The sequence below is a fragment of the Ruegeria sp. E8 genome, from assembly GCF_056533985.1.
Genome location: NZ_JBQFOY010000001.1, coordinates 89,340 through 113,689, shown reverse-complemented (window position 1 = coordinate 113,689; position 24,350 = coordinate 89,340). Strand labels below are relative to the sequence as shown.

28 protein-coding genes are annotated in these 24,350 nt (G+C 59.2%); 2 read left to right on the top strand and 26 right to left on the bottom strand.

Going from position 1 to position 24,350, the window contains the following annotated elements; genetic code table 11:
- Positions 1-3: 3 nt before the first annotated feature.
- The 19 genes from ACR0LF_RS00580 to ACR0LF_RS00490 all read right to left on the bottom strand — a co-directional run bounded on the left by ACR0LF_RS00580 (position 4) and on the right by ACR0LF_RS00490 (position 15,614).
- Positions 4-4,107 carry a baseplate multidomain protein megatron gene (locus ACR0LF_RS00580; RefSeq protein ID WP_480573422.1) on the bottom strand — a complete coding sequence of 1,368 codons (4,104 nt, stop codon included), beginning with the start codon at positions 4,105-4,107 and terminating at the stop codon, positions 4-6.
- Entirely contained in the window at positions 4,107-4,553 is a 447-nt protein-coding gene (locus tag ACR0LF_RS00575; RefSeq protein WP_480573419.1) for a C40 family peptidase, read from the bottom strand. The genes ACR0LF_RS00580 and ACR0LF_RS00575 overlap by 1 nt, the downstream gene beginning before the upstream one ends.
- Positions 4,550-5,437, bottom strand: a complete 888-nt coding sequence (locus ACR0LF_RS00570) for a DUF2163 domain-containing protein (protein WP_480573416.1) — start codon at positions 5,435-5,437, stop codon at positions 4,550-4,552. Before ACR0LF_RS00570 ends, ACR0LF_RS00575 begins: the two co-directional genes overlap by 4 nt.
- Positions 5,437-6,069, bottom strand: a complete 633-nt coding sequence (locus ACR0LF_RS00565; protein ID WP_480573412.1) for a phage distal tail protein, Rcc01695 family — start codon at positions 6,067-6,069, stop codon at positions 5,437-5,439. The genes ACR0LF_RS00570 and ACR0LF_RS00565 overlap by 1 nt, the downstream gene beginning before the upstream one ends.
- A gap of 15 nt (positions 6,070-6,084) precedes the next feature.
- Positions 6,085-6,747 carry a phage tail tape measure protein gene (locus tag ACR0LF_RS00560; RefSeq protein WP_480573409.1) on the bottom strand — a complete coding sequence of 221 codons (663 nt, stop codon included), beginning with the start codon at positions 6,745-6,747 and terminating at the stop codon, positions 6,085-6,087.
- Positions 6,734-6,943, bottom strand: coding sequence for a rcc01693 family protein (locus ACR0LF_RS00555; protein ID WP_480573406.1), 210 nt, complete (start codon positions 6,941-6,943; stop codon positions 6,734-6,736). The genes ACR0LF_RS00560 and ACR0LF_RS00555 overlap by 14 nt, the downstream gene beginning before the upstream one ends.
- Positions 6,940-7,260, bottom strand: coding sequence for a gene transfer agent family protein (locus tag ACR0LF_RS00550; RefSeq protein ID WP_480573402.1), 321 nt, complete (start codon positions 7,258-7,260; stop codon positions 6,940-6,942). The genes ACR0LF_RS00555 and ACR0LF_RS00550 overlap by 4 nt, the downstream gene beginning before the upstream one ends.
- A 4-nt stretch (positions 7,261-7,264) precedes the next feature.
- On the bottom strand, positions 7,265-7,678 hold the full coding sequence (locus ACR0LF_RS00545) for a phage major tail protein, TP901-1 family (protein ID WP_480573399.1): 414 nt from the start codon (positions 7,676-7,678) through the stop codon (positions 7,265-7,267).
- Positions 7,679-7,699: 21 nt separating this feature from the next.
- Positions 7,700-8,113, bottom strand: a complete 414-nt coding sequence (locus tag ACR0LF_RS00540; RefSeq protein ID WP_480573396.1) for a DUF3168 domain-containing protein — start codon at positions 8,111-8,113, stop codon at positions 7,700-7,702.
- Positions 8,110-8,448 (bottom strand): phage head closure protein, encoded by a 339-nt coding sequence (locus tag ACR0LF_RS00535; protein ID WP_480573393.1) that lies wholly within the window; start codon positions 8,446-8,448, stop codon positions 8,110-8,112. Before ACR0LF_RS00535 ends, ACR0LF_RS00540 begins: the two co-directional genes overlap by 4 nt.
- Positions 8,445-9,044 carry a head-tail connector protein gene (locus ACR0LF_RS00530; protein ID WP_480573390.1) on the bottom strand — a complete coding sequence of 200 codons (600 nt, stop codon included), beginning with the start codon at positions 9,042-9,044 and terminating at the stop codon, positions 8,445-8,447. The genes ACR0LF_RS00535 and ACR0LF_RS00530 overlap by 4 nt, the downstream gene beginning before the upstream one ends.
- A gap of 172 nt (positions 9,045-9,216) precedes the next feature.
- Positions 9,217-10,395 carry a phage major capsid protein gene (locus ACR0LF_RS00525; protein WP_480573387.1) on the bottom strand — a complete coding sequence of 393 codons (1,179 nt, stop codon included), beginning with the start codon at positions 10,393-10,395 and terminating at the stop codon, positions 9,217-9,219.
- 34 nt (positions 10,396-10,429) lie between these two features.
- Complete coding sequence (locus ACR0LF_RS00520) at positions 10,430-10,975, bottom strand: HK97 family phage prohead protease (protein WP_480573384.1); 546 nt, start codon at positions 10,973-10,975, stop codon at positions 10,430-10,432.
- Positions 10,976-11,001: 26 nt separating this feature from the next.
- Positions 11,002-11,220 (bottom strand): GTA head formation protein, RCAP_rcc01685 family, encoded by a 219-nt coding sequence (locus tag ACR0LF_RS00515; RefSeq protein ID WP_480573381.1) that lies wholly within the window; start codon positions 11,218-11,220, stop codon positions 11,002-11,004.
- Positions 11,213-12,373 (bottom strand): phage portal protein, encoded by a 1,161-nt coding sequence (locus ACR0LF_RS00510; protein WP_480573378.1) that lies wholly within the window; start codon positions 12,371-12,373, stop codon positions 11,213-11,215. Before ACR0LF_RS00510 ends, ACR0LF_RS00515 begins: the two co-directional genes overlap by 8 nt.
- Positions 12,374-12,562: 189 nt before the next feature.
- Complete coding sequence (locus ACR0LF_RS00505; protein WP_480573374.1) at positions 12,563-12,892, bottom strand: hypothetical protein; 330 nt, start codon at positions 12,890-12,892, stop codon at positions 12,563-12,565.
- A 15-nt stretch (positions 12,893-12,907) separates the two neighbouring features.
- A complete protein-coding gene (locus tag ACR0LF_RS00500) occupies positions 12,908-13,378 on the bottom strand; it encodes a hypothetical protein (RefSeq protein WP_480573373.1) in 471 nt (156 codons plus the stop codon).
- Positions 13,379-13,435: 57 nt separating this feature from the next.
- Positions 13,436-14,806, bottom strand: coding sequence for a DNA-packaging protein (locus ACR0LF_RS00495; protein WP_480576114.1), 1,371 nt, complete (start codon positions 14,804-14,806; stop codon positions 13,436-13,438).
- A 433-nt stretch (positions 14,807-15,239) separates the two neighbouring features.
- Positions 15,240-15,614 carry a VOC family protein gene (locus tag ACR0LF_RS00490; protein ID WP_480573370.1) on the bottom strand — a complete coding sequence of 125 codons (375 nt, stop codon included), beginning with the start codon at positions 15,612-15,614 and terminating at the stop codon, positions 15,240-15,242.
- A 39-nt stretch (positions 15,615-15,653) separates the two neighbouring features.
- On the opposite strand from ACR0LF_RS00490, the gene ACR0LF_RS00485 reads away from it, so the two are divergent.
- On the top strand, positions 15,654-16,190 hold the full coding sequence (locus ACR0LF_RS00485; protein ID WP_480573367.1) for a winged helix-turn-helix transcriptional regulator: 537 nt from the start codon (positions 15,654-15,656) through the stop codon (positions 16,188-16,190).
- 326 nt (positions 16,191-16,516) lie between these two features.
- Positions 16,517-17,782 (top strand): DEAD/DEAH box helicase, encoded by a 1,266-nt coding sequence (locus ACR0LF_RS00480; protein WP_480573364.1) that lies wholly within the window; start codon positions 16,517-16,519, stop codon positions 17,780-17,782.
- Positions 17,783-17,869: 87 nt separating this feature from the next.
- On the opposite strand, the gene mltG is transcribed toward ACR0LF_RS00480, so the two are convergent.
- From mltG to fabD, 7 genes are all read right to left on the bottom strand, one after another.
- Complete coding sequence (gene mltG, locus ACR0LF_RS00475; protein ID WP_480573362.1) at positions 17,870-19,027, bottom strand: endolytic transglycosylase MltG; 1,158 nt, start codon at positions 19,025-19,027, stop codon at positions 17,870-17,872.
- On the bottom strand, positions 19,028-20,293 hold the full coding sequence (gene fabF / locus ACR0LF_RS00470) for a beta-ketoacyl-ACP synthase II (protein ID WP_480573359.1): 1,266 nt from the start codon (positions 20,291-20,293) through the stop codon (positions 19,028-19,030).
- Positions 20,294-20,501: 208 nt separating this feature from the next.
- Positions 20,502-21,245 carry a 1-(5-phosphoribosyl)-5-[(5-phosphoribosylamino)methylideneamino]imidazole-4-carboxamide isomerase gene (locus ACR0LF_RS00465; RefSeq protein ID WP_480573356.1) on the bottom strand — a complete coding sequence of 248 codons (744 nt, stop codon included), beginning with the start codon at positions 21,243-21,245 and terminating at the stop codon, positions 20,502-20,504.
- 122 nt (positions 21,246-21,367) lie between these two features.
- Positions 21,368-21,907, bottom strand: a complete 540-nt coding sequence (locus ACR0LF_RS00460; protein WP_480573353.1) for a GNAT family N-acetyltransferase — start codon at positions 21,905-21,907, stop codon at positions 21,368-21,370.
- Positions 21,908-22,045: 138 nt separating this feature from the next.
- Positions 22,046-22,279 carry an acyl carrier protein gene (locus ACR0LF_RS00455; RefSeq protein WP_008756330.1) on the bottom strand — a complete coding sequence of 78 codons (234 nt, stop codon included), beginning with the start codon at positions 22,277-22,279 and terminating at the stop codon, positions 22,046-22,048.
- A gap of 205 nt (positions 22,280-22,484) precedes the next feature.
- Positions 22,485-23,222, bottom strand: a complete 738-nt coding sequence (gene fabG / locus ACR0LF_RS00450; protein ID WP_480573350.1) for a 3-oxoacyl-[acyl-carrier-protein] reductase — start codon at positions 23,220-23,222, stop codon at positions 22,485-22,487.
- Between the two features lie 42 nt (positions 23,223-23,264).
- Positions 23,265-24,203 carry an ACP S-malonyltransferase gene (fabD, locus tag ACR0LF_RS00445; protein WP_480573347.1) on the bottom strand — a complete coding sequence of 313 codons (939 nt, stop codon included), beginning with the start codon at positions 24,201-24,203 and terminating at the stop codon, positions 23,265-23,267.
- Positions 24,204-24,350 lie beyond the last annotated feature (147 nt).

The window sequence follows — 24,350 nt, the reverse complement described above, 5'->3', positions numbered from 1 at the left end:
CGCTTACCCAACCACCAGTCTTGCCCAGGCACCCGGTCCGTACACGGCGGAGACCTGCGCCACCTCGATATGGTATTGCCCGGTCAAACCGTCGGCCGCTTTCATCGCAGCTGAATAGCTCCACCTAGGCACAGACGTCAGGTCTTCGCGCACAAGGTCTCCTCCTACGACAACACGCACCAAATAGGATTCGCTTTCCTCACCCAACGGAATTTCCAACCCCGACCAGTCATCCGCATCGGCCCGGGCACGTCTAATCCAGCTGAATTCGTCCCCGGCCGCACTGGACCGAAGCCCCAGATGTACAGGCGCGAACGGGCGCAAACCATTGCCATCAAACGAGGCGATCAGATGTTGGTATGACGGATCGTCATAGCTGCGGGATGCAGGTCCGATACGGTAATGCTTGGCCAAGCGCCGTTCATTTCGCAGCAGGCTTATCTGCTGCACGTGATCGTTCAGCAGAACAAAAACCGATCTTTCCGGCCAGACATCCGGCATCAGAGCGTCAGACCCAAGCTGCCCCCTGAGCCGCCCGGACAAGGCGTACACTCCCGGAGCCTCCAGCTTGGCTTCAGAGAACTGAAACACCTCCCAGTTGTTGGGTGATCCGTCACCGATTGCAGCCAAATTGGTGCCGTTCAGAACAGATCCGCGTGGGCGCGATTCCAACTGACCGGCAAGCAGCTTGACCTTCAATGCCGGGCCATCATCCCATACTCCGACGCTGGCCCGTCTTAACGGTGTTTCGGTGACACCAACGGTAGCGCGCCCGCTGATCACGTCGCTCAGAATATACCCATCGTCGCTGGACGAGGAATAGATCGTCGCCGCCCCTGGCCAGGGATCTGCGGTTACGGCCAGATAAGGCGCATGAGGGGCTTCAGCTCCGGTTATCAAAGGCAAGTCAAGAAAAACCGGCAGCAAAGGCGTCGGCGCGGCAAACGGCTTGACCGTTACCGGGTCGTCTTTCAATTCTGCGGCCTTGTAAACGCCCTGTTCGATCCGAACCGCTTCGACCAACTGCAAGTCAGCGGATTCCAACCGGTCAATCCGATAGACAGGCCCGGTACCAGTTTCCGACAGCCGGATCAGATCACCTGCGCCCAAATGCGTTTGGGATGGTGGCAATGCAAACCGAACCGTATCGCGAGACACTCTGGCCTCACTCAGCCAGCGCTCGGCGGTCTGTCGGCCTTCCGTGCGTGTCATGGACAGCGGCATTTCGTTGACTGATACCGAATGGGTTCTGTCTTGTGGCAAAACCGCCTCTTCCGCGACCACATCGTGATCCGCGTCTGACTGCACAAAGCGCAGGCGGACACGCCCGGTCATTTCGGCCTCGGCTTCACGACGATGCTCAACGGCACCTTCCAGATCTTTGCTGACCGCCAGTTGATCGGGGTTCAGCGCAACCGCACCGTGCCCATCGCGCATCTGGAACCGCAAGACACCATCCCGCTCGATCGCATCGAAGCCATAGCGCAACATCAGCGGTTGCAAAGCCGAACGCGCGTTTGTCACATCTTCGATGACATATCCGCGGACCACGCCATAAAGACCGGACACATCAATATCCGTCACCCCGGCTCCGCGGCAGATTTCCGTCACAACGGATGCCAGAGTGCGCGATCCGGACCTGCCGTTCAACCAATGCCCCCTGGGATAGTTCTCACCATCATCCCATTGGCTTTGCAGGTTGGGAAAGGTCGGAAAAGGGCGCGTATCCCAGGCCCAGACATAAGCGTTCGCTAAATCCAGCATCGGCGCGCCGTAGGTTTGTGATACAGGATTGACATTCGGATCGCTCCAATAGCTCAGCATCGCCGTCAGGTACTGAACCTGAATGAAATCGTCCCGCATCCCGTTCGAAAACGCCGGCAACAGTGATTCAGAAGACTTCGGGTCCAGAAACTTGTTCGGTTGGTTCGTGCCCTTGTCGATGGCGGCACAGCCCAGTTCGGTGAACCAGATCGGCTTTGAACCGGGCACCCAAGCGGTTGGCTGCGCTTGTCGCACCCCACCGATCCGTTCGTGGTGCGGATTGGACCACCAGTTGCGCAGATCCTTGTAGCGCCAGATCCATGGTTCATTATGACCCTGATCTTTAATAGGCGTTCTGGCCTGCGCCTTAGCCGCTTCCGGAGACGCATAGTACCAGTCATAACCCTCGCCACCCTCGATATTGCTGCGAAGATAGTCCAGATCGTAGATCGCAGGTGCGCCCGCCTTTGCGTCCAGATGGTTTTCGCCATCGCGCCAATCGGACAGCGGCATGTAGTTGTCGATGCCTATGAAATCGATATTGCTATCCGCCCAAAGCGGGTCGAGGTGAAAGTACCTGTCGCCCGTACCTTTCGGCTGGTAACCGAAATACTCGCTCCAATCGGCAGCATAGCCGATTTTGGTATTCGGTCCCAATATCTTACGCACCTCGGCCGCCAAGGCGCGCAGCTGTGCCACGGCGGGAAATCCCGAAGCCCCCCTTATCTGGGTCAGGCCAACCATCTCAGATGAGATGCAAAAAGACGAAACACCACCGGCAGCCTTACACAGCATTGCGTAGTGCAGAATGAAGCGCCTCAGACCCCATTCCTGAGGGCCCGAGTAAGTAATGACCTCTTTGGCGGTTTTGCTTTGGCCACCCAGCAATCCGCCGAGGTTACTGCCACCGTTTACCCAAGTTACCCCGGTCGACCCTCTGTCGTCAGGTCTGCCACCCTGCACCGGACCGGTGCTTACCGTACTGTAGGTACTTCCTGATCCACCCGTGTCCTGGTTGATCGCAAAGTCCTGCGCGCGCGCGGTTCCGAAAAACGCGGCAACTTGCGCATCAGCTGCCGCACTCTGGTCCGCAGACCCTGCACGTCCCGGGGCCACGTTCAGCGTAATCCGCCCCCTCCACGGCAGGTGCGGCTGGCTGGAAGCGCCCGACCAGGGATCAGGCAGCGCGTTACCCTGCAACTGCTGCATCAGGATGAAGGGATAGAACATCACCCGTTTTCCCGACTTTTTCAGATGGCGGATTGCCTCAACCACCGCTGCATCAGCCGGAGTACCCCCGTAAACCGGGCGGCCATTCTTTCGAACAACGAGCCCCGCTTTGCTTCGGGTCTGGTCAGACACGATCCAAGGCATATCACTGCTGTCGATCTCTCGCTGCTCGACCTTGGGCCGGATTTTGCACTGACCGCATCTCAGATCGTCACCGAACCACGAAACCACCAGTGATGCGGCATCACAATTTGGCAATTCACGGTTCAATGAACGGATCGAGGATACAAGGTCGGACACGCCAGATGCAGAATGCGCATTGGCAGCCCAGCTTTTGCCGTGCTGCGAATAATTCACCTGAGAACTGGCCAGAGCGTATTCTCCCGTGCCCGGTATCATGGCGACTCCGCGCACGGTCTGCGAAACGCTGCTGCTATGATCGGGCATTTCACGCTGCGCAGGTCGAACCACTTCAAACGAAAACTGCGGCACCCTATTTCCGAAGGAGCCGAGCGGAAAATCCTCGATCACAACATAGGCTGTCCCGCGATAGGCCGGAACCGTACCTGCGCCTTCGGTTGCCTCGATCAACGGGTCCGGCAGCTGATTCTTTGTACCGTGATAAATCCGCATGTTGAGGCCAGAGCGCTCCTGCTCTTCCCCATCCGCCCAAATGCGCGCGACGTCAGCAATCTCACCGGCACCGACGGCAATCGCCAGAGAAATCGAGTAGCTATAGGTGACAGTCGTCACCTCAGGGGTCCTGGGTTTGTTTCCCTTGCCCCCACCTCTACCGCCTTCCGTGGTTTTCGTCTGAGTTTCCAGAAAGTCCGAGGCCCAAATGACCTGACCACCCACGCGCATACGGCCAAAAACAGTGGTCACCGGCGCACCCTCGCCGGTCTCCGTCAACCGGAACCGATCCATGCGCCCGGTTTCGACAACTTCGCTGCCACTGCCCATGACCGACTGGTTAAAGAACTTCTGGTCGATGACCCGTCCGACCGTTGCACCAACAGCCCGTCCGATGATCGCGGTTGAAAGGCCTGCGACCGTGCCGCCAATCGAACCGCCCAGCGCGGCCCCGGCTGCAGAAAGAAGAATAGTAGCCATCAAAGCTTCTCCATCGGGAATTCGAAACAGGAAACGACACGGCGACGCCATGGGCTGCTCAGAGCGTTTTCCACGACGCCGTGGCCGGAGTAAGCGTGGACGAAGCGGGCCTCGGATTGCGTGACGCTGACGATGCCCAGATGTTTGGCCACGCTATCGTCGCGCATCCGAAACAACAGCACATCTCCCACCGCCAATCTGTTCACTGGTTTTTCGATCAAATGACGCTTGGCCGCCGCCCACATGCGTTCCTCGCCCTGCGGTTCGGACCAGTCCAGGCTATAGGCGGGAACGGATTCAGGCTCTCGTCCGATCACGGCTCGCCACACGCCGCGCAACAGCCCCAGGCAATCCGCACCTGCCCCCTTGACCGAGGCCTGATGCACGTAAGGCGTTCCAAGCCAATCGCGCGCCTCTGCCACAATGTCCTCTCTGTGCGTTGTCATCTTATGCTACCCCCGCGATTGGCTTTGCCTTTCTTGGGAACAGCCATGACCCAGTCTTCGCCTGGAAGATCCGGGAAACCCTGAAAATTCAGAATGTTTTTGAATTTCAGACGGCAGGTTTCCATCCGCTTGTCACACCCTGCCCGCAGTTTCACCTTGTCGCCAATCGCAAGGCCTACCCCAAATCCAGACCAAAGGGTGACCGCCCGTCCTGTCGCTGTCCGTTTGTCGTGCTTGATCGAAGCCCACAGCCCTTTGGCAGAACCGGATACGACGTCCGCGCGCCCCCTCTCGAACCAGCCGTCTTGGAGGGTTTGCCCCCCCGTAACTTGCAGAACCGTTCCGCCATCAAAGCCCGAGATCGCACCTTCGACCCAATACCCCGGCGTGTCCATGTTGAACCGGCATTCCCGATCCCCCAGCACCGCCGTACAAGGCTTTTGATAAACGCGCCCCAAAGGCCGGTTCAGCAAATCGGTGAGGCCTCGTAATTCCGCATGGAACGCACCGCCCGAACGGCGCAGCTCGCCAATCGATCCTCGGAACTGAAGGATGCGCTGATCCAGATTGGCCCAGTTGACCAGCCAGGCACGCACTTCGGCCCCATCAAAACGTCCCGCCTCAATGTCCTCTTCACGAATGGCTGCGTCAGACAGCGCACCCATGGCTTCTGTATTGTCGATGGACAGGCCAGTGGCCTGTTCAATGGCCGCAGCCGTCAAGCCAGAGCTGGCCTTGAACGTCAAACCGTCAAAGCCAAGCTCTATATCATGATCGGTGAACCCGTATTCCTGACCGTCGGCACGCTTAATCGCCCAACAGCGGCACACAGTGGTCATCCCGCTCTGCAAATGCCCGTGTAGTCCCTGTGCATCCATTGCCATCAGACGCGCACCTCGACCACAGGAACGTTCGGCACCTCGCCCGCCTGAAAACTGGCAGCGCTGGTCTGTAGTTTGTCAGTGTCGAACCGCACCGGCACATCAAATTCAAACCCGGCAGTAACATCGACATCTTTCGGAGGCGGATCGGCAAAGACGACCTTGCCGGTTGCCAGATCCACGACAAATTCCACGCCCTCGCGGACTTCGTCCTGACCCAGCCCCAGACGCACCGTACCCAGAACGGGTTTTACGATGGGTCGCGCGTAGCTGACCCCGCCCGAGCTGTATGTCTTGATCAACTGAAACCCGGTTTGCTTGCCATCGCCTTTGGCAATGAGCTGATCTCTGAAACCGACGTCCAATGTCGGCTTGCCGGATTTGAAATCCGACCAGTCCTTCCAGCGGAATCCGAACATCTGACCCTGTCGCGCCTCGAAAAACGAAATCAGCATCTCGATGTCGTCCAGCGACCGCATCCCCATGCCCGCGTCATAACGACGTCGGGAATGGGCCCACGGCGTGTTGCGTTCTTCGAAACCGTTGGCCAGCGTCACAATATCCGTGCGCCGCTCTGGACCGCCGACCGAGCCAAAGCTCAGACTGGCGGGAAATCTCACCTCATGGAAATTCATCAGCTGCTCCCTGATTTATCTGTTGCGATTGCCGCGGCCCAAAGCGCGGCTCATCTGTGCCGCGATCTGGCCGTGAGACCGGCGGAAACCCTGCACGTCTGGGGTAGAGATGTTCATCACCACATTCACCGCGCGCCCGCCGCTCTGCGTTCGCACGCCCAACTTACCGTCCGCACCGCGCGCAAGCGGCATGATTGCCTCGGGGCCCGCTTCACCCATCAGCCCGGTTCCACCGCGCATCGGAAACATGGTCGGGCTGCTGACGACGCCGCCGTTGGCAAAGGGCATCACCCGCCCCTGGCTGAAACTGCCACCGTCCGCGAAAGGCAAAATACCCTTCACCAGCCCACCAACTGTGTCGGCCAGCATCCCGCCGAAATGGTTCGTCACCGGCTTGATCGCGGCCGCATAAGCCGTTTGGATCATAGAGTTCTTCAGGACATCCAACGCACCAGAAAGGCTCATCCCGTCCAATACCACACCGTCGAAGGCCTTGCGCAAACCGCTGGACATGCCACGTTCCAGTGTGGCGACATCCTTGCCGGTTGCCTCGAACGCGGCGCTGATGCGCTTCATCTGGCCGTCAAAAGCGGCTGCCATTGTCGCAGCATCGCCCAGGGAATCGCCCAACGCTTCTCCCCGCTCTTGCAGGTCGTCAAACCCATCACGATCCATCATCACGCTCTCCTTGTGTTTTGTCCGGATACGCCGCCAGCAGCGCGTCCAGCCCGGCCCGGTTCATCGCTGGCATCCCCGCGCCCTGACCCAGCATCAGCCGAAGCTCGGCCGGGGTCAGACGCCAGAACTGATCCGGCGTCAGCCGCAGCCCCAGAAACCCGGCCCGCATCAGGGCGGGCCAGTCGAACCCGCTCATGCGCCCTCCGGCACCATGAAGGCGCGGGCCAGCAGCTTGGCTGCGGTTCTGGCCGCGGCCATGGGGCCACCCTCGATTTCGGCATGCAGAAGGTCGGCATGGGTGATGGTCCAGCCACCACCCCGCAAACCAGCGACGATCAGGGCCAGTACATCGGCGCTGGAATACGCCCCGCCCTCAAACCGTTGCACCAGCTCAACCAGAGAGCCCGCGCTCAACTCCTGTTCCAATTCCGCCAAAGCACCAAGCGTCAGCTTGAGCACCCGCCGCTCTCCATCGATGGTCAAAGCCACCTCGCCCGTCCACGGATTGGCCATCAGATCAAAGCGCCGTAAAGGTCAGAGCACCGGCGCTGGCCAAGCTCAACTCGTAGGTCGCCTCACCGTTATGCGAGCCTGCATATTCGATGCTGGTCACCTGAAAAGGTCCTTTGATAGTGCCAAAGTCGGGGATAATGACCTGAAAATTCGGCGTCTGACCATCAAAGAACAGTTGCCGTGTGCGTTCATCCGTACTGGCATCCTTGAACACACCCGAACCAGAGATCGAGGCCGACTTGACCCCCGCCCCCGACAGCAGCTCGCGCCAACCGCCCTGACTTTCCAGTGTCGTCACATCCACACTTTCAGCGTTGAAGCTGATCCGCGTAGCCCGCAGACCCGCGATGGTCTGAAACTGGCCCGTGCCGTTCATATCTACCTTGACCAACAGGTCTTTTCCGTTTTGGGCAGCCATGTGCTCTCTCCGTTGATTGCTTTAATCGTCTTCGACACGAGCGCGAAATCTCAGGTCGATCTGGCGGATAGCACCGCCGGTTCCGGTACGCCGGGCCGAGGCCCGCTCGAACCACAGCCCCACCAGCCGCCCGCGCGCCAATGTCGGTGTTGCACCGTCCAGTGCGTCGCACACAGCCCCGGCCAGGGTCTTGGCCGCGCCAAACCCCGCGGTTTCGGAGACGACTGAAACGGTAAACCGATGCACCGCTCCACCGCCCGACCGGTCCGAGGCGTCACGCACCTCTTCCGGCCCCAGCGCCACATAGGTCTGGGGAACCGTTCCTGTGGGCATCGCGTCATAAATCGCTCCGCCAGATTGGCTGCTTACTGCGGTGTCCGAGGAAAGCTTCTGATACACGGCCGCTTGCAAAGCGGCGGATACGCCGTAGCTCATGCCGCCACCTCTTCATCTGCAAAACAGGTCAGGTACTGTCCACGAGGATCGCGCTCCGCCACGGCGCGGATGACAAAGCGGCGGTTGCCTTCGCGAAACCGCTGATCCGGCGCAGGGCGCATCGAAGATCCCTCAGGCGCGCCACGCACCACGATACGATATCCCACACGCGATACGGGCACGCCGGCGATCTGCCGCTCCGCCCCACTGCGCGCAGTTACCTCAGCCCACAGCGTCCCCTTCGCGGCCCAGGTCTCGGTGTAACCGCCCGCCCCATCTGCGCTGCGCACAGGTGCTTCAAGCACCAGCTTACGGTTCAGATGCGGCACGTTCATTGCGAAACCCCCGCCCCAAAACGCACAATGCGATAGCGCTGAATCAGACTGGTGACACCGAACGGCATGCACCCTGCGCCCAGCGCGGTTTCATCGCGGTATTCGTAGTAATGCGCCGCCAGCAACAGAACCGCCTGCCCCAGATCGGCGGGCAGTCCGCTCCAGCCGGAAGCCATTCCAGCGGTAAAAACGATCTTCACCGAACCACCGCTGGAAATCACAGGCAACGCGGTTCCAGTAGGGCGCAGTCGGGGCCGCTGATTGTCGCGCTCCAACCGATATGCACCAGGTGGAACTGTGCTATCGGTCGCCGCCGCATCCGTCACCTTCACGGCTGTCACTGCCTTCACTGGTGCGACCGGAAGGACCTCACCGCGGCGATCCCGCCAACCGTTCACACTCCAGGAAAATCCACGTTCGATCAGCACCTTGCCCGTACGCGCCTCGATCGCCGCAATCGCGGCCCTCAGGAAACCCTTCAACACCTCGTCCTGCACGCTGGCTTCGGCAAAGCCGGTGCCCAGCCGCAGATGCGCCTTGAACTGGTCCACCGGCAGCGCCGCATCCGCGATGGCGGTTTCTTCGATCAACATCATCCATTCACTCCGCAATCTCGGACCCCTCCGGGGGCCGTATCCTTGGAAAATGACGGGCACGTGCCGCCCCACGTTGCTCGGACGGAGGGGAGCAGCTAGACAACGCAGGGGATCTCACCCCGGCCCGCGCCCGCCGCCCGAGGGGCCAACGGCCCCCCGGATTCAACCCGTCTTAGGACGTGCCGAATTTCATCAGCTTGATCGCAGCAAAGTCGCTCACGTCGCCGCCAACGCGCTTGGTCGCATAGAACAGGACATGCGGCTTGGCGCTGAACGGATCGCGCAGCACGCGCAGATCAGGACGCTCGGCAATGGTGTAACCCGCCTGGAAGTCCCCGAAGGCAATCGAGAAACTGTCGGTCGCCGCATCCGGCATGTCTTCGGCAATCAACACCGGATAACCCATCAGACGCGCAGGCTCGCCCGCAGCCAAACCGTCCGACCACAGGAAGCGGCCATCGCTGTCTTTCAGCTTGCGGATCAAACCGGCGGTTTTCGAATTCATCACGAAGGTGCCATTCACCCGGTATTGTGCACCCAGCGCATAGACCACATCGACAATGGCATCCGCGTTGACACCGCCGTCGACGCCCGTCGCAACATAGCCGATGTTGTCCCAGGCCCACGAGTCATTGGCCACCTTGGCATGATTCAAAATACCCTTGGGCTTGTCAGCACCGTCCCCCCCAATAAACGCGGCCGCCTCGGCGCGGGCGAACTTGTCCGCAATTCGACCCGCCAGCCAACCCTCGACATCAAAGGCGCTGTCATCCAACAAACGCTGCGAGGCTTTGGGCAGCGCACTCAACTCGTGCAGCGGGATCGAAATGCGATCTATCGACGGGGTCCCGGTTTCAGCCGTGGCCGAGTTTTCATCGGCCCAGCCCGCGCCTACATCCGTATGGTCAATCAATACGTCGAACGAGTTCGCTTCGACATTCACCACCGACGCAATCGAACGGATCGAAGCGGTCGAGTTCAGCACCGATTTGATCACCTCTGCGGTCTGCGGATCGACTAGAAAGCCGCCATCGCTGTTGACTGCGCTCGACAGCGATTTGGCCTCCATTTCAAGCCCACGCAGCGCGTCGTCATCGCCCGAACGCACATACGTGTCGAACGCCTTTTGATGCGGTGCGCCGTCTTCGATGGACGCCGCAAGATGCGGGCGCGCCGCGATGGTTGATTTACGATCCAGCATGGTCAGTCGCTCTTCTGTCTGTTGCAGTTTGGTTTTAACTTCAGCCTTCAGGCCCTTGAATTCATTCACGAAGCCAGCCATCGCCTGCTTCACCTCCTGAACCAGGGGCGCACCCTCTCCGGTCAAGGCCGGGGTCTCGGTCTTGCTCATCAGCATGTCCTGTTCTGAGTGGATTTGAGGCGCGCTAGGTCCGCGCCAGCTCCTGCCGGGCGTTGTCAAACACCTCGGCAATACTGCGCAGGGTGTCCTCGGCGTCCGGGGTCGTCCCCTTTGCCGCCACCCGCGCACTGGGCAGCATCGGGAAGGTCACCAGAGACACCTCCCACAGCTCCAGTTCGGTCAGGACGCGCTGGCCCTTGTCATTCTTCACGGCCCGCTTGGTGCGATAGCCAATCGAAAGGCCATCCAGCGCCCCGGCGCGGATCAACTCCGCCGCCTCACGGCCTTTCTGAGTACTCTCCAACAGACGCCCCTTGACCCACAGGCCCTTGTCGTCCTCACGCACCTCGTCCCAGACACCGATGGGCTGCGCCGGGTCGTGCTGCCACAGCATCTTGACCCGCTGACCCGCCTTTACCAGCCCGGCCAGCGAGACGCGATAAGCCCCACGCTGCACCACATCGCTGCCCTGATCGACCTGCCCGAACAAGCTGGCATAGCCTTCAATCACCGCATCCTCGGTCACTGACAACCCGTCCCCGAACTGTGCGAACTTGTGCTCCAAATCCATAAACTTCTCCATGCAACCCACTGAATTCATGGTGTAACGACGAGGAGTGACTGAAATGCCTGCGCCAGGATTACTGCCGCCACGCCATAGACCGTCAGCCACAGCCGCCGCTCCAGCCGCTCCATCATCTCTTCGATCTGATCCAGCCGCCGACACAAATGCGCATGCTGAATCTCGGCCACCCGCTCATGGGCGGCCAGACGCAGGCCCGGCGCACACTCGAACGGAGGATACCCCTCAGACATCCGCACGTTCCGGCAACCCCAGCAACGCGCGCTTCTCGGCATCCGTCAGGAAATCGGCCCCATTGACCCGCGCCCATTGCGCATCGCGTTCCGCCGACAATGCAGGCACCTGATCAAGATCGGGCTTCAGCACCAGTTCCTCGCCGGTAAATCCCGCCAGCCACTCCGACACCGCCGCCGCCACCCGCGTCACCAGAGGCAATACGGTCAGGCGATAGAACGCCCGATTGGCCTCCTGATAGTTCGAATAGGTCGCGTCGCCCTGAATCCCCAGCAGCATCGGCGGGACCCCAAAGGCCAGCGCGATCTCGCGGGCGGCGGCTTCCTTCGTCTTTTGAAACTCCATGTCGGACGGAGAGAACCCCATCGGCTTCCAATCCAGCCCCCCTTCCAGAACCATCGGTCGTCCCGCATTGCGCGCGCCACGATAATTCTGCTCAATCTCATCCGACAGGCGCCGGAACTGATCCTCGGCCATCACCCCGTGACCATCGCCCTTCCACACCAGCGCCCCCGAAGGCCGCGCCGCATTGTCCAGCAGCGATTTCGACCACCGCGAAGCGCTGTTATGCACATCAATCGCCATCGCCGCCGCCTGCATCGGCGAGAACCCATAGTGGTCATCCTGTGGATGGAACGACTTGATATGGCAGATCGCCTCCGCCGCAAACCGATGCTTCTTGCCGCCCACTGCGTAGTCATACGCCTTGGGCCATCCATCCGAACCCGGGACCACGCTCATCCGGTCCGAGCGCAAGACATGCAGCTCAACCGGCAGGCCGTCTTCTGCCTGAACAGCCTCGACATAGGCATTGCCCGACAGCAGCAATTGCCCGAACAAGGCCTCCATCAACTCCGCCCGCCCCTGCGCCGCATTCGGACGGCGCATCAACGAGAGGATCGGATGCGCATCAAACCGCTGCGCTTGATCCTGCAGAACCAGTGGCAAAGCCGCCGCCGCCTCGGCAATCAGTTTGACCGAGCGGAACCCCACCGGGTTTCCCGAAAACCCCGTCCGCGTCAACGACACCGCATCCCGAGGACTCCACGCCACACGCCCGCCCGTCTGCCACGCCACCACAGGCCCCGCCGCGCTCGCCTTCGCCTCGGGCGCTTCGCCCGCCGATCCACGACGCAAGAAATCGAATACCATCTGTGCTCCTTTCTGCCGCCGCTCTGCCCGGCTTGTTGAAAGGAGTTATGACGGAAAGAAGTTTAAGGCTTGGGAATGGGGCGTACGGGGGGTGGGCAACGGGGCTTAAGCCAAATCCACTTACTCCATTACCCTACGAAACCCAAGATGATTTCAAATGCACAATGACAAAAAGACAATGTTAGCCGCTTAAGTAGGAATAATAGGCCATCTGATGGAGTTGTTGGCAACTTGAGCAAGGCTAAGGAGAACATTTATGAAAGCTCGTCGAACCATCATACCGTGCAAAGCCCGGGACGCAGCTACAGCCGCTGCTTCGGCGGCTGTTATTGCCTCTATGTAAGCCTCCGCATGCTCTCCTGTCCATTCTCCAGAAGCGACTCGTTCGTTGCAAAGGTCGATAGCTTTAGCAACGGACAACCCTGCTTCTCGTTCCGGCTGATCAAAAATAACCCCAATTGCTTCTGCAAAAGCTTTTCCAATAATTTTCCTGTTTTCTTCTACGTCAAATACCGACATTGTGTTTTCCTCAATTTACTTGAAATTAGATATCTGGCCAAGATCTCCCGTTGCGCTTTGGATGTTTATCCACAATGGGGTAAGAGCTTCTGGGTCGAGACAATATGAGAGACTTCCATCTGGTAATTTGACCGGTTTCTCATCAAACAATTTGAGGTTTGTTTCTGTTTTATCGTAGGCCGTTTTTAGTAATTCGTATTCACTAGAAATTTTTTCCAATGCCTCCAGCGCTGAAAACCTCGCGTCTACCACTCGAAGATCTTGGTTGGTTTCTCGCCAATACTCCTTACTCGCTTCAGAACTAAACCTACACTTCGATGTCCCATAGTCCTTAATTAACGAGCTGAAATACTTGTCATTTCGCTTTGACATTTCCGCTAGAATTGACGACGTTGTCGGATCAATTGGCTTAGTACAAGATGCCGAAAACAGAACTAAAATCGAAAAGATGAAAATGAAACGCCCGGCGCTCTTTAATGTATGCATGGCAATAGTCTCTCATAAAAACAAGTTAGCAATAGCACAGTTCATTTTTGATGTCGATCAAAGGCTCCGCACCCTCGGCCGCCTATAAACCCCCGCAGGCCCCACAACCAACTCATGCAGCGCCCAGACTAATGCATCCACGCGGTCAGGCGAGCCCTGCCCCTCGAACCCCCGCGCGGTCATCTGGCACATCTGCTCCTCCAGCGCGTCCAGCCCGGCCACATGGCGCACCCGCCCCTGCTCGTACAAAGCCGCCACAGGCTCGGCCCGCGCGACCTTGCCGCGCGACGCCCGCACCGCGCGATAAGGGACCAGAGGGTCCACCTGCCGCACGACCTCTTCCACCAGTTGCCCGCCCTGATTAACCTCGGCCACCAGCCTCTCGGCCCCGAACTCATCCATCGCGTCAATCGCCGCCTGCGCCCAGCCCGCCGGGCCAACGCCCTGCACCGTCCGATCGGCCAGCACATAGGCCCGCCACGCCTCGGGCGGCCCCTGTAACTGAGCGCCCACAACCACGATCCCGCAGGCATCCGCATCCGACCCTGCTGTCACCGCCGGGTCAAGCGCCACAACAACCCGGTCCAACGCGGGCACCTGTGCACAGCGCGCCGCCTCCAGCATCGAACCCGTCCACAACGCCCCATCGGCATCCGACAGCAGCACCCCGTCCAACTCCTGCCGCCCCAGCCGCGTGCCCGCATAGCGCGTGCGCACTTCGACCAAAAACGAGTCCGCCAGATTGGCCCGGTTCGCCTCGGTCGGCGCGTGGGTCTGCACCGTGGACTGAGACGCCAGCAACTCCTTCAAAACCTTCACGTTGCGCGGCGTCGTGGTCACACAGACCCGAGGCCGGTCCCCCAACCGCAGCGCAAATTGCAACATGTCCCAGGTCTCACTAGCTTTCTTCCACTTGGCCAATTCATCCACCCAAGCCGCATCGAACTGAGGCCCCCGCAACCCCTCCGGATCATGCGCCGAAAACGCTTGCGCCTCGGCCCCGTTGGGCCAGATCAGCTTGCGTTCTGATGCCTTCCACGCAGGCCGCCGATCCGGTGGCGAGCACTGCAATATCCCGCTATCGCCAAAGATCATCACATCGCGCACCTGGTCGAAGGTCTCACCAACCAAAGCCACGCGACACGCCTCACCGCGATCCAACGGCAAAGACCCCTCAACTATCGACCGCACCCATTCGGCCCCGGCCCGCGTTTTGCCAGCCCCACGCCCGCCCATGATCACCCAGGATCGCCAGTCGCCTTCGGGCGGCAACTGGTGCGGCAACGCCCAGAACTCGAACAGGAAAGGGAGGGCACACAGCCCCCCCTTCCCGATCTCACTCAGAAATCTCTCCCGCACCGCAGCATCGGCGGAGGCGAGCCAACCTGCACCCGACTTCAAATCGAGCGCGCTCAAGGTCGAGCGCATAACCTCCTTGGGCAATTCCGGCTTGTCTGTGATGTTGTTCGACAAAGCTTGTCTCCACTTTCTGACAACTTCGGATCAGCCCCTCTAGCTGCCCGAGCTGCCTGGCTGAACCAGCAAGATCTGCATCCTCCCCGGCTCCGATCTGTTTGCGCAGGTCTTCCGCCGCTTGCCGCAGATCGCGAATGGACCTCTCAAGCGACTGCAACAAGTCAGCCGTCTGGGAAATCCGCTCTTCCGGGGTAATCAAAGTCATGTTTGCCTGTGACCTCATGCGTGAGTTTTCTCCGCACGAGAGAAACGAAAAACGGCCACCGGGTTGCCCCGGGGCCGTTGCCCACTTCTTCTAGCATGACGCAATCAATACGTTGAAAAGTTCGCAAAGTCAATATGTTACGCAACACTCACGCAACACGCACCGTGCGCTTTATTAAGATTAACCGCCCGTCAAATCCTGCGCAAGCATCAGCGCATTCATATCCGGATCATAAAACGTGGCCGTGCTGACCATCCCTTCAATCGTCTCCGTTTCGCCGTCAAACTTCACTCCGGCGCCCTCCAATTTACCGCGGGCTTCCACAATATCTGCGACTTCGAATACTGGCACGCAGTTGCCCGGCGAAGCTTCGGCCTGCTCACCAAGTCCCAAAGTGACCCCGTCAACATTGGTGTGCATTTCACTCCAGCCCGCTTCGTCAATGTGGTGGGCAAGCTCGAACCCAAGTTTGTCGGCATACCAATTCGCGCTGGCATGTCGATCCTTGACGGACAACGCAAGCGTGATGGTGTTTTTCAATGAAACGAGTGGCATAGAACTTTCCTTTTTCCTAAAATATAGTTACTATACTTTATGGACATTATTACTCTTGTCAAGCTGACCTCGCGGGCATGGTCACTGAACATTCTTGCTCAACTGCACGCCGGAGTTCCGGGCCGACAAGCTCCGCTCTTGTCTGCGACCAACGCAAGCCGAACTGCGTTTGCAGCCAGCCTGACACACCTAGCCAACCTTGATCTGATCGAGAGAAACCCCGGCCATGGGCATCCTTTGCGCCCTGAATTCCGACTGACACCAACTGGGATCGAGGCTGCGGAAATCGCCAGCAAGATACTCAGCGCCACACACGACAAAGAAGAAATCCAGCTTCTACGGAAAACTTGGACCGTGCCGGTTCTCGCCCTAACAGGCACTCCGCATCGGTTTTCGGCCATCAAATCTGGCCTGACGATTATAACGGATCGGGCCTTGTCTTCCTCACTGCATCAGTTGGAGGAATACGATTGGCTCCGGCGCGAAATCGATACCACCGGGCGGATGCCATTTCCGACCTACCATGCAGTGAATACCGGTATCGCGATCAACAGGGCTGTAGGTTTAACGCCGTAAATCAACTGCCCTTTGCAACCAAACTGAGTGTCAATTTCATCTCGAAAAACCTTCTAAAACCGCACCCATGCTTGACATTCCCTTGCCCAACCCTCATGTGCCCTGAAACAAAGCGCTGCTGCGTGAGCTCGCGCGGACCTCTTCCGCCCCACAGCGCCCGATCCACACCATAGTTCCCCATCACGCAGGGTTCTTGACGCGACGGCCGGATGACGCAGGATGCACCTGCTCGTCCCGAGGTCTCGCACAACCCCTGCCGGTCGCCAGCGTGCGGCCCCTCATGACCTGCCCACGGGCCACTGCTCCGGGCCGTAAAGGATAGTTATTTGTTCGACTTCGATATGCTGGGCCTCGCCCCGGCGCTTAACACGGCGTTGAAGAACGCCAAATTCACGCAACCCACGCCGATCCAGAACCAGGCCATTCCGCTGGCTCTGAACGGTCACGATATTCTCGGACTCGCCCAAACCGGCACCGGTAAGACGCTGGCCTTTGGACTGCCTCTGATCAATCACCTGCTGGCCCAGCCGGGAAAACCCGATCCCAAAACTGCCAAAGCGCTCATCCTCGCCCCCACCCGCGAGTTGGTGAACCAGATTGCAGACAGCCTGCGTACCCTGACCAAAGGCACCAAGCTGCGCGTGGCCACCGTTGTGGGCGGCCAATCGATCAATAGGCAAATCATGTTCCTCGCCCGAGGCACGGATATTCTGGTCGCGACACCTGGCCGCTTGATCGACTTGATGGAGCGTGGCGCCGTTGACCTCGGATCGGTACGCCATCTGGTGCTGGACGAGGCTGATCAGATGCTTGATCTGGGCTTCATCCACGCGCTGCGCAAAATTGCACCCGCATTGGGTACCCCGCGCCAAACCATGCTGTTCTCGGCCACAATGCCCAAGCAGATGGAAGAACTCAGCCGCGCGTATCTGACCAACCCACAGCGCGTGCAGGTCTCGCCTCCAGGCAAGGCCGCGGACAAGATCACCCAATCGGTGCATTTTGTCAGCAAACCGGGAAAACCCAGCAAACTGCGGGAAATCCTGTCGCAGGATACCGATGCCCTGACCCTTGTCTTCTCGCGCACGAAACACGGGGCCGAGAAGCTGATGAAAGGGCTGGTCGCTGACGGCTACAACGCCGCGTCGATCCACGGCAACAAAAGTCAGGGCCAGCGTGACCGCGCCATCAAGGCCTTCCGCGCCGGAGAGATCAACATTCTGGTGGCCACCGACGTCGCCGCACGCGGCATCGACATTCCGGGCGTCGCCTATGTGATCAACTTTGATCTGCCCGAGGTGCCCGACAACTACGTCCACCGCATTGGACGCACCGCCCGCGCCGGGCGTGAGGGCGAAGCCATCGCCTTCTGCGCCCCGGAAGAAGTTGATCTTTTGCGTCAGATCCAAAAGCTGATGAAGATCGAAATTCCGGTCGCCAGTGGAACAATGCCGGAAGGTGTTCAGGCCGAGCAACCATCGCGCCGCTCGAACAACCACCGTCGGGGGTTCAAACCCAAACCCGCCAATGGCGAGGGTAAGCCTTCGTCCGCAAAGCGACGTCGCCCGCGCCGCAGACGTCCGGCGGCCTGAGGCCTGAACTGCACCAACAAAAAGCCAACGCCGTTTCAGAAATCGGCGTTGGCTTTGTCTTGAGAACGCGAATTCGTTGCGTTCTGATTAGTTTCCTGAATTCTGCTCTGCTTCGATCTCACGCCATTTTGCGACATTGCGATTGTGTTCCTGCAAAGTCTCGGCAAACGCATGCCCACCGGTGCCATCCGCAACAAAGAACACAAAATTCGTGTCCTCCGGTGCGACGGCTGCCTGAAGGCTGGCCAAACCTGGGTTTGCAATCGGCGTCGGTGGCAATCCATCGATCTGATAGGTGTTCCATGGCGTTGGACGGTTCAACTCGCTGCGCCGCAGACCACGGCCCAAGGTGCCCTGCCCTTTGGTAACACCATAGATCACGGTCGGGTCCGTCTGCAGTCTCATCCCTTGGTTCAACCGGTTCACGAAAACGCTGGCCACTTGCCCGCGTTCGTCCGGAACGCCGGTTTCCTTTTCGATGATCGACGCAAGGATCAGCATCTCTTCGGGGTTTTCCAGCGGCAGCCCGTCCTGACGGCTTTCCCAGACGGCATTGATCCGCAATTGCTGCTTATCCTGCATTGCCTGCAGAATAGTATTACGATCCTGCCCCGCCACTACATCGTAGCTGTCAGGGGCAAGCATACCCTCAGCCGGAATTTCGGTCACTTCACCCGTCAGGGCTTCGAAGGACTTCAACGCTTCCACCACTTGCCATGAGGTCACGCCTTCGGCCAGCGACACGCGATACCGCGTATCCGCCTCATTGCGTTTCTCTGTATAAGCGTCGGGCGTTTCTTCTTCCGCAGCATCAAACGACGCGATCTCGACAAAATCCAGAGTCGCCGGGTTTAACTCGCGCACCCGGGTCTGAGCACGTGTCACACCGATGCGATATTCAATCTCGGACCCACAGGTGCTGGCACCGCTGCTGGTAATTTCGTCGATGATCTGCTCCATCGACGCCCCTTCGCGCACCAGAAAACTACCCGCTTTCAAACGTTGCGCCTGATCCGTATAGTCGGCCGCCATCCGAAAAATCGTGGCACTGCGGATCGCGCCCTGCTCTTGCAGTTCCTGACTGACACGCGTCATGTTCGATCCGCTTCTGACCTGAAGACAGATTGCGGTTTCAAGCGGGCCCTCGGCCTTGTATTGGGTCTGCCCCCAAAGGATCAGACCGCCCATCAGGAACAAGCCGACCACCAGGATGGTCAGCGCGTTCGATGCAATGGCCCGCCACATTTAACTGACCTTTCCGAAGATCACGCTGGCATTGGTGCCGCCAAACCCGAACGAGTTCGAAAGCGCCACGTTGATCTCACGCTCACGCTTCGCGTTCGGGGCCAGGTCAATCGGCGTCTCAACCGCCGGGTTGTCCAGGTTGATCGTCGGTGGCGCAACCTGATCACGGATTGCCAGGATCGAGAAGATCGCCTCAATCGCGCCCGCAGCCCCCAGCAAATGGCCGGTTGCCGATTTGGTCGAGGTCATCGTTGCATTCGCCGCGTGATCGCCCAGCAGACGTTCCACAGCCCCCAACTCGATCGTGTCCGCCATGGTCGAGGTGCCATGCGCGTTGATATAGTCCAGATCCTTCGGCTCCAGCCCGGCGCTGCGCAGCGCCGCCTTCATCGAGCGCTCGGCCCCGTCGCCGTCTTCGGACGGCGCAGTGATGTGGTAAGCATCGCCTGACATGCCGTAACCCAGCACCTCAGCGTAAATCTTTGCTCCGCGGGCTTTCGCATGTTCATACTCTTCCAGAATGACGATACCCGCGCCTTCGCCCATGACAAAACCGTCACGATCCACGTCATAGGGGCGGCTGGCCGCTTTGGGGTTATCGGCATACTTGGTCGACAGCGCCTTACAAGCGTTGAAGCCGGCAATACCAATCTCGCAGATGCAGCCCTCACCGCCACCTGCAACCATAACGTCCGCATCACCTGCACGGATGATACGGCTCGCGTCGCCAATGGCATGCGCACCGGTGGAACACGCCGTAACGACCGAATGGTTCGGCCCCTTGAAGCCATGGCGGATCGACACCTGCCCCGAAGCGAGGTTGATCAGCGCGCCCGGAATAAAGAACGGCGACACCCGACGCGGGCCCTTGTCGCGGATCAGATTGGCTGTATTCGCGATCGACCCCAAACCACCGATGCCAGAGCCGATCAGAACACCTGTGCGCAGCAGTGACTCTTCGTCTTCAGGCAACCAGTCCGCATCCTTGCAGGCCATTTCAGCGGCCGCGATGGAATACAGAATGAAATCCTCGATCTTGCGCTGCTCTTTCAGCGGCATCCAATCGTCGGGATTGAACGTTCCATTGGTTCCGTCCCCACGCGGTACCTCGCAGGCATAGGTCGTTGTGACCCCGCTGCCTTCCGCATCAAAATGCGTGATAGGGCCAGCGCCGGATTCTCCGTCCAGCAGCCGCGACCAGGTTTCCTCGACCCCACTGGCCAAAGGAGTGACCAATCCAAGACCGGTTACAACGACTCTGCGCATGAAGTGCCTCTTGCCTGCTTCCTGTTATGAGAACCGCTCATACCCCGCCCCGGGGTGCGGGGGCAAGAGCAACGGCGGATTCCGCGTCAGCATCCTGCCGCAAAACCTGCGGGACCATGCCGAAAGCGGGGTAAATTTGTCTGCGTGTAACAAAAAACCGCCTCACGCGATCTCTCGCAGAGGCGGCTTGATACTCAAAAGGTGGCGTTTACTGAAACTGCGCCACAGGCTCGTGTGCTGTGCTTGCGACATCAAGTGCCTCTGACAGATCGAGCGATTTACGGAACAGCGCCCGACCGACCAAGGTACCGGCAATGTTGGGAATATACGCCAACCTCGAGATATCGTCCGCCGTGCGCACAACGCCGCTGGCGATCACCGGAGTACGGGAATGCTGCGCCAGACCCGAGATCAGCCCCAGCTGCGCTTCGACATCTTCCATGTCGCTGTCGATATCAGTCACGAGAATTGCGGCGAACGGGGTATCGGCAAAGGCGTCGATGAAGGCCTCAGGTGTAAACGCGCTCTGGCTGCGCCAGCCTTCGGTCATTACGAAACCCTGCCACACGTCGACTGCCAGAACGATCTGATCCGGATACAGCTTGGCCAGTTCCTTGACCAATTGCGGATCCCAGGCTGCCAACGTACCGATCACGATGCGCGCCGCGCCCTTATCGATCCAGTACTCCACCTGTTCACGGGTGCGCATACCACCAGCCAATTGCACCGACATCTCGGAGGTACGGATGATTTCCTCGACCAGTTCGGCGTTGGTATCACGGCCCTCGATCGCGTCGAAATCCGTCAGATGCATCCAATTGGCTCCGGCCGCACCCCAGCTACGTGCCGTCTCAGCCGGGTTCACGTGCCAGATCATCGCGTCCTCCAAACGGCCCTTGTCCAACGAGACACACCGGCCGTTCTGTAGTTCCATCGTGGGGTAAATCCTCATGAGCTTGGTCCTCCGCTCAACCGATCTGAAATCCACAGTAGCATACACGCTCAAATTTCTCCCGTTTAGACCGGGATCGGCAAAGTTTGATCGTTTTGCGGCATGCTCAGACCCGGGCGCAACTACACCCGCGCAGGCGGACCATTTCTGCGCAGCAAGTGTACGGAGGTGTTTTTGTACTCGCCCTCACGCATCAGGACATAACCCAATTTTTTCGCCAGTTTCTGAGACGATGCATTCGACGCGTTTACCATCGCAACCAAAGGACCGGGAATCACACGATCAAACCAGTCATGTGCCGCCTTGGCTGCCTCATATCCCAGGCCCTGCCCCTGAGCCTCGGGGACCAATACCCAGCCCGCTTCGGGAAAGCTGTCAAAGTCTTCCCCCATGCTGCGGTTCCCATAAAAGAATCCAGCCTGTCCGATCAGCTTGCGATTCGATTGCTGCTGCACACCCCATTGGCCGAACCCGGCCATCTGCCAATGCCCGGCATTGCGCAGAAAGGAATCCCACGCCTCGCCCCTTGAACGGGGAGAGCCACCAATATGCTGTACAATGCAAGGGTCCCGCCAGATCTCGGCGAACCGGTCAAAGTCTTCCGGGCGCATGGCACACAGCGTCAAACGCGCGGTATTTATCATGGGAGTGGATCTTATCATGCCCTGTCCACTTGGAATTTCGCCTCAATGGAAACAGTGCGCGTCCAAAAATGACCGCGCAAGCATGAATTTTGAACAGGCATAAAAAAACGGCGCCCCCGTTGCCCGGAAGCGCCGCATTTGATCAGAAGGAAACGCTTAGGACGCTTCGCTGATGAACTTTACGGCGTCGCCAAAGGTCTGGATGGTTTCGGCTGCGTCATCGGGGATCTCGATGCCGAACTCTTCTTCGAAGGCCATAACCAGCTCAACAGTGTCCAGGCTGTCTGCGCCCAGATCGTCGATGAAGGACGCGTTTTCCGCGACTTTATCTTCTTCAACACCCAGGTGCTCAACAACGATCTTCTTAACGCGATCTGCGACGTCGCTCATGTCTATTCCTCATTCCTTTACAGGGCGGTCTGCCCGATTCTGCCCTTGCCCGCACGGGTTGGCTTTGATTTGCCCGTTTCGGGCGGTTTGGGTCCCGGCGAACCGGGATTTAGAAGGCCGGTTGAAAATCCAGCCCCGCATAGATGCGCCGCCTATAGCATAGTCGGCGCAAGAGGCAAACGCTTTCGCGCCGCCCCTGTCGAGATCACAACATGGCCATACCGCCGTTCACATGCAAGGTGCTTCCGGTAACATAACCCGCTTCGGGGCTGGCAAGATACAGAACGGCTGCCGCGATTTCTTCAGGATCGCCCATGCGATTGGCCGGAACCTTGAGCAACAGACCCTTTTTCTGTTCCTCGGTCAGCTTCTCGGTCATTGCCGTGGTGATAAAGCCCGGCGCCACCGCATTCACGGTAATCCCGCGCGTTGCAACTTCGTGGGCCAAAGCCTTGGAAAAGCCTATCATGCCAGCCTTTGACGCAGCATAGTTCGCCTGCCCCGGATTACCAATCGCAGCCACCACCGACGAGACATTCACGATCCGGCCCCAGCGTGCCTTCATCATGCCCCGGATCACACCTTTGCACAGTTTCATGGTCGAGGTCATGTTCACGTCAATGACGCTCTGCCATTCCTCGTCGGACATGCGCATGAACAGGTTGTCGCGCGTGATACCGGCGTTGTTTACAAGGATGTCTACAGATCCCATCGCCTCAGCCGCCTGCTTTGGCAACGCCTCTACGGCTTCTGGGTCACTCAGGTTGCAGGGCAGCACATGTGCACGTTCGCCCAGTTCGCCTGCCAAAGCCTGCAGCGGTTCGACGCGTGTACCGGACAACCCAACCGTCGCGCCAGCGCCATGCAACGCACGTGCAATGTCGCCTCCGATACCGCCCGAAGCACCGGTGATCAGCGCATTCTTACCCGTTAAATCAAACATTCGGTTTCCCTCTTACTGCGTCTGTCACGACGCATATACAGCTTACGATTCGACCTGAACGGCCTTTTGAACATCTTCCGGTGCGCCCACAGCCTTGCCCGCGATGGCACGATCGATCTTGCGGATCATGCCGGACAGCGCCTTACCAGCACCGATTTCCCACGTTTCAGTCACGCCCTGCGCCGCCATAAATTGCACGCTTTCCCGCCACCGAACCGAACCGGTCACCTGCTGAACCAGCAACTGACGGATCAGATCCGGATCGCTGACCGCTTCGGCGCGCACGTTGGCCACCAAAGGCACGGCGGGTGCCTTGATTTCGACGGCAGCAAGCGCTTCTGCCATTACATTTGCAGCAGGTTGCATCAGCGCACAGTGAAATGGAGCACTTACAGGCAACATAACTGCGCGTTTTGCACCTTTTTCCTTTGCAATCTCGGCAGCGCGCTCCACCGCGGCCTTGGCACCCGAAACAACGACCTGTGTCGGATCATTGTCATTCGCGGCCTGACAGACCTCGCCCTGCGCGGCCTCTTCTGCAACGGCTCGCACCGCTTCAAGGTCGAGCCCCAGAATGGCGGCCATTGCGCCCTCGCCCACCGGTACGGCACTTTGCATCGCCTGCCCGCGCGTCCGCAAAAGGCGCGCTGTGTCTGCAACCGACAACGCCCCGGCGGCGGCCAATGCCGAATACTCACCCAGAGAATGGCCGGCTACAAAGGCTGCATCCGTCACTGAAACGCCTTCGGCCTCCAGTGCGCGCATTGCTGCCATCGATGTTGCCATCAATGCGGGCTGCGCGTTCTGCGTCAATGTCAGTTCAGCGATGTCACCTTCCCAGATCAGACTGCTCAGCTTTTCGCCCAGCGCCTCGTCGACCTCGTCAAATACGGCCTGCGCAGCTGGGTAGGCATCAGCCAGTGCCTTGCCCATGCCGATGGTCTGGGCACCCTGCCCCGGGAAAACGAACGCGCGTGTCATTGCAACCTCATGGATGACGTTAGGTTGCGGCGGGGTGTAAACCGAGAGGCCACCCGGCACAAGCTCTGCATCCTGACACCATTTGTGTGCGCGATGCGCTATTGTGTCCGAAGGCGTTGTATTTAGGGTGACAGCAGCTAATCGACC

Coding starts and splice junctions, on each gene's coding strand:
- ACR0LF_RS00580 (WP_480573422.1), bottom strand. CDS start 4,107: ATGGCTACTATTCTTCTTTCTGCAGCCGGGGCCGCGCTGGGCGGTTCG.
- ACR0LF_RS00575 (WP_480573419.1), bottom strand. CDS start 4,553: ATGACAACGCACAGAGAGGACATTGTGGCAGAGGCGCGCGATTGGCTT.
- ACR0LF_RS00570 (WP_480573416.1), bottom strand. CDS start 5,437: ATGGCAATGGATGCACAGGGACTACACGGGCATTTGCAGAGCGGGATG.
- ACR0LF_RS00565 (WP_480573412.1), bottom strand. CDS start 6,069: ATGAATTTCCATGAGGTGAGATTTCCCGCCAGTCTGAGCTTTGGCTCG.
- ACR0LF_RS00560 (WP_480573409.1), bottom strand. CDS start 6,747: ATGATGGATCGTGATGGGTTTGACGACCTGCAAGAGCGGGGAGAAGCG.
- ACR0LF_RS00555 (WP_480573406.1), bottom strand. CDS start 6,943: ATGAGCGGGTTCGACTGGCCCGCCCTGATGCGGGCCGGGTTTCTGGGG.
- ACR0LF_RS00550 (WP_480573402.1), bottom strand. CDS start 7,260: ATGGCCAATCCGTGGACGGGCGAGGTGGCTTTGACCATCGATGGAGAG.
- ACR0LF_RS00545 (WP_480573399.1), bottom strand. CDS start 7,678: ATGGCTGCCCAAAACGGAAAAGACCTGTTGGTCAAGGTAGATATGAAC.
- ACR0LF_RS00540 (WP_480573396.1), bottom strand. CDS start 8,113: ATGAGCTACGGCGTATCCGCCGCTTTGCAAGCGGCCGTGTATCAGAAG.
- ACR0LF_RS00535 (WP_480573393.1), bottom strand. CDS start 8,448: ATGAACGTGCCGCATCTGAACCGTAAGCTGGTGCTTGAAGCACCTGTG.
- ACR0LF_RS00530 (WP_480573390.1), bottom strand. CDS start 9,044: ATGATGTTGATCGAAGAAACCGCCATCGCGGATGCGGCGCTGCCGGTG.
- ACR0LF_RS00525 (WP_480573387.1), bottom strand. CDS start 10,395: ATGAGCAAGACCGAGACCCCGGCCTTGACCGGAGAGGGTGCGCCCCTG.
- ACR0LF_RS00520 (WP_480573384.1), bottom strand. CDS start 10,975: ATGGATTTGGAGCACAAGTTCGCACAGTTCGGGGACGGGTTGTCAGTG.
- ACR0LF_RS00515 (WP_480573381.1), bottom strand. CDS start 11,220: ATGTCTGAGGGGTATCCTCCGTTCGAGTGTGCGCCGGGCCTGCGTCTG.
- ACR0LF_RS00510 (WP_480573378.1), bottom strand. CDS start 12,373: ATGGTATTCGATTTCTTGCGTCGTGGATCGGCGGGCGAAGCGCCCGAG.
- ACR0LF_RS00505 (WP_480573374.1), bottom strand. CDS start 12,892: ATGTCGGTATTTGACGTAGAAGAAAACAGGAAAATTATTGGAAAAGCT.
- ACR0LF_RS00500 (WP_480573373.1), bottom strand. CDS start 13,378: ATGCATACATTAAAGAGCGCCGGGCGTTTCATTTTCATCTTTTCGATT.
- ACR0LF_RS00495 (WP_480576114.1), bottom strand. CDS start 14,806: ATGCGCTCGACCTTGAGCGCGCTCGATTTGAAGTCGGGTGCAGGTTGG.
- ACR0LF_RS00490 (WP_480573370.1), bottom strand. CDS start 15,614: ATGCCACTCGTTTCATTGAAAAACACCATCACGCTTGCGTTGTCCGTC.
- ACR0LF_RS00485 (WP_480573367.1), top strand. CDS start 15,654: ATGGACATTATTACTCTTGTCAAGCTGACCTCGCGGGCATGGTCACTG.
- mltG (WP_480573362.1), bottom strand. CDS start 19,027: ATGTGGCGGGCCATTGCATCGAACGCGCTGACCATCCTGGTGGTCGGC.
- fabF (WP_480573359.1), bottom strand. CDS start 20,293: ATGCGCAGAGTCGTTGTAACCGGTCTTGGATTGGTCACTCCTTTGGCC.
- ACR0LF_RS00465 (WP_480573356.1), bottom strand. CDS start 21,245: ATGAGGATTTACCCCACGATGGAACTACAGAACGGCCGGTGTGTCTCG.
- ACR0LF_RS00460 (WP_480573353.1), bottom strand. CDS start 21,907: ATGATAAGATCCACTCCCATGATAAATACCGCGCGTTTGACGCTGTGT.
- ACR0LF_RS00455 (WP_008756330.1), bottom strand. CDS start 22,279: ATGAGCGACGTCGCAGATCGCGTTAAGAAGATCGTTGTTGAGCACCTG.
- fabG (WP_480573350.1), bottom strand. CDS start 23,222: ATGTTTGATTTAACGGGTAAGAATGCGCTGATCACCGGTGCTTCGGGC.
- fabD (WP_480573347.1), bottom strand. CDS start 24,203: ATGACACGCGCGTTCGTTTTCCCGGGGCAGGGTGCCCAGACCATCGGC.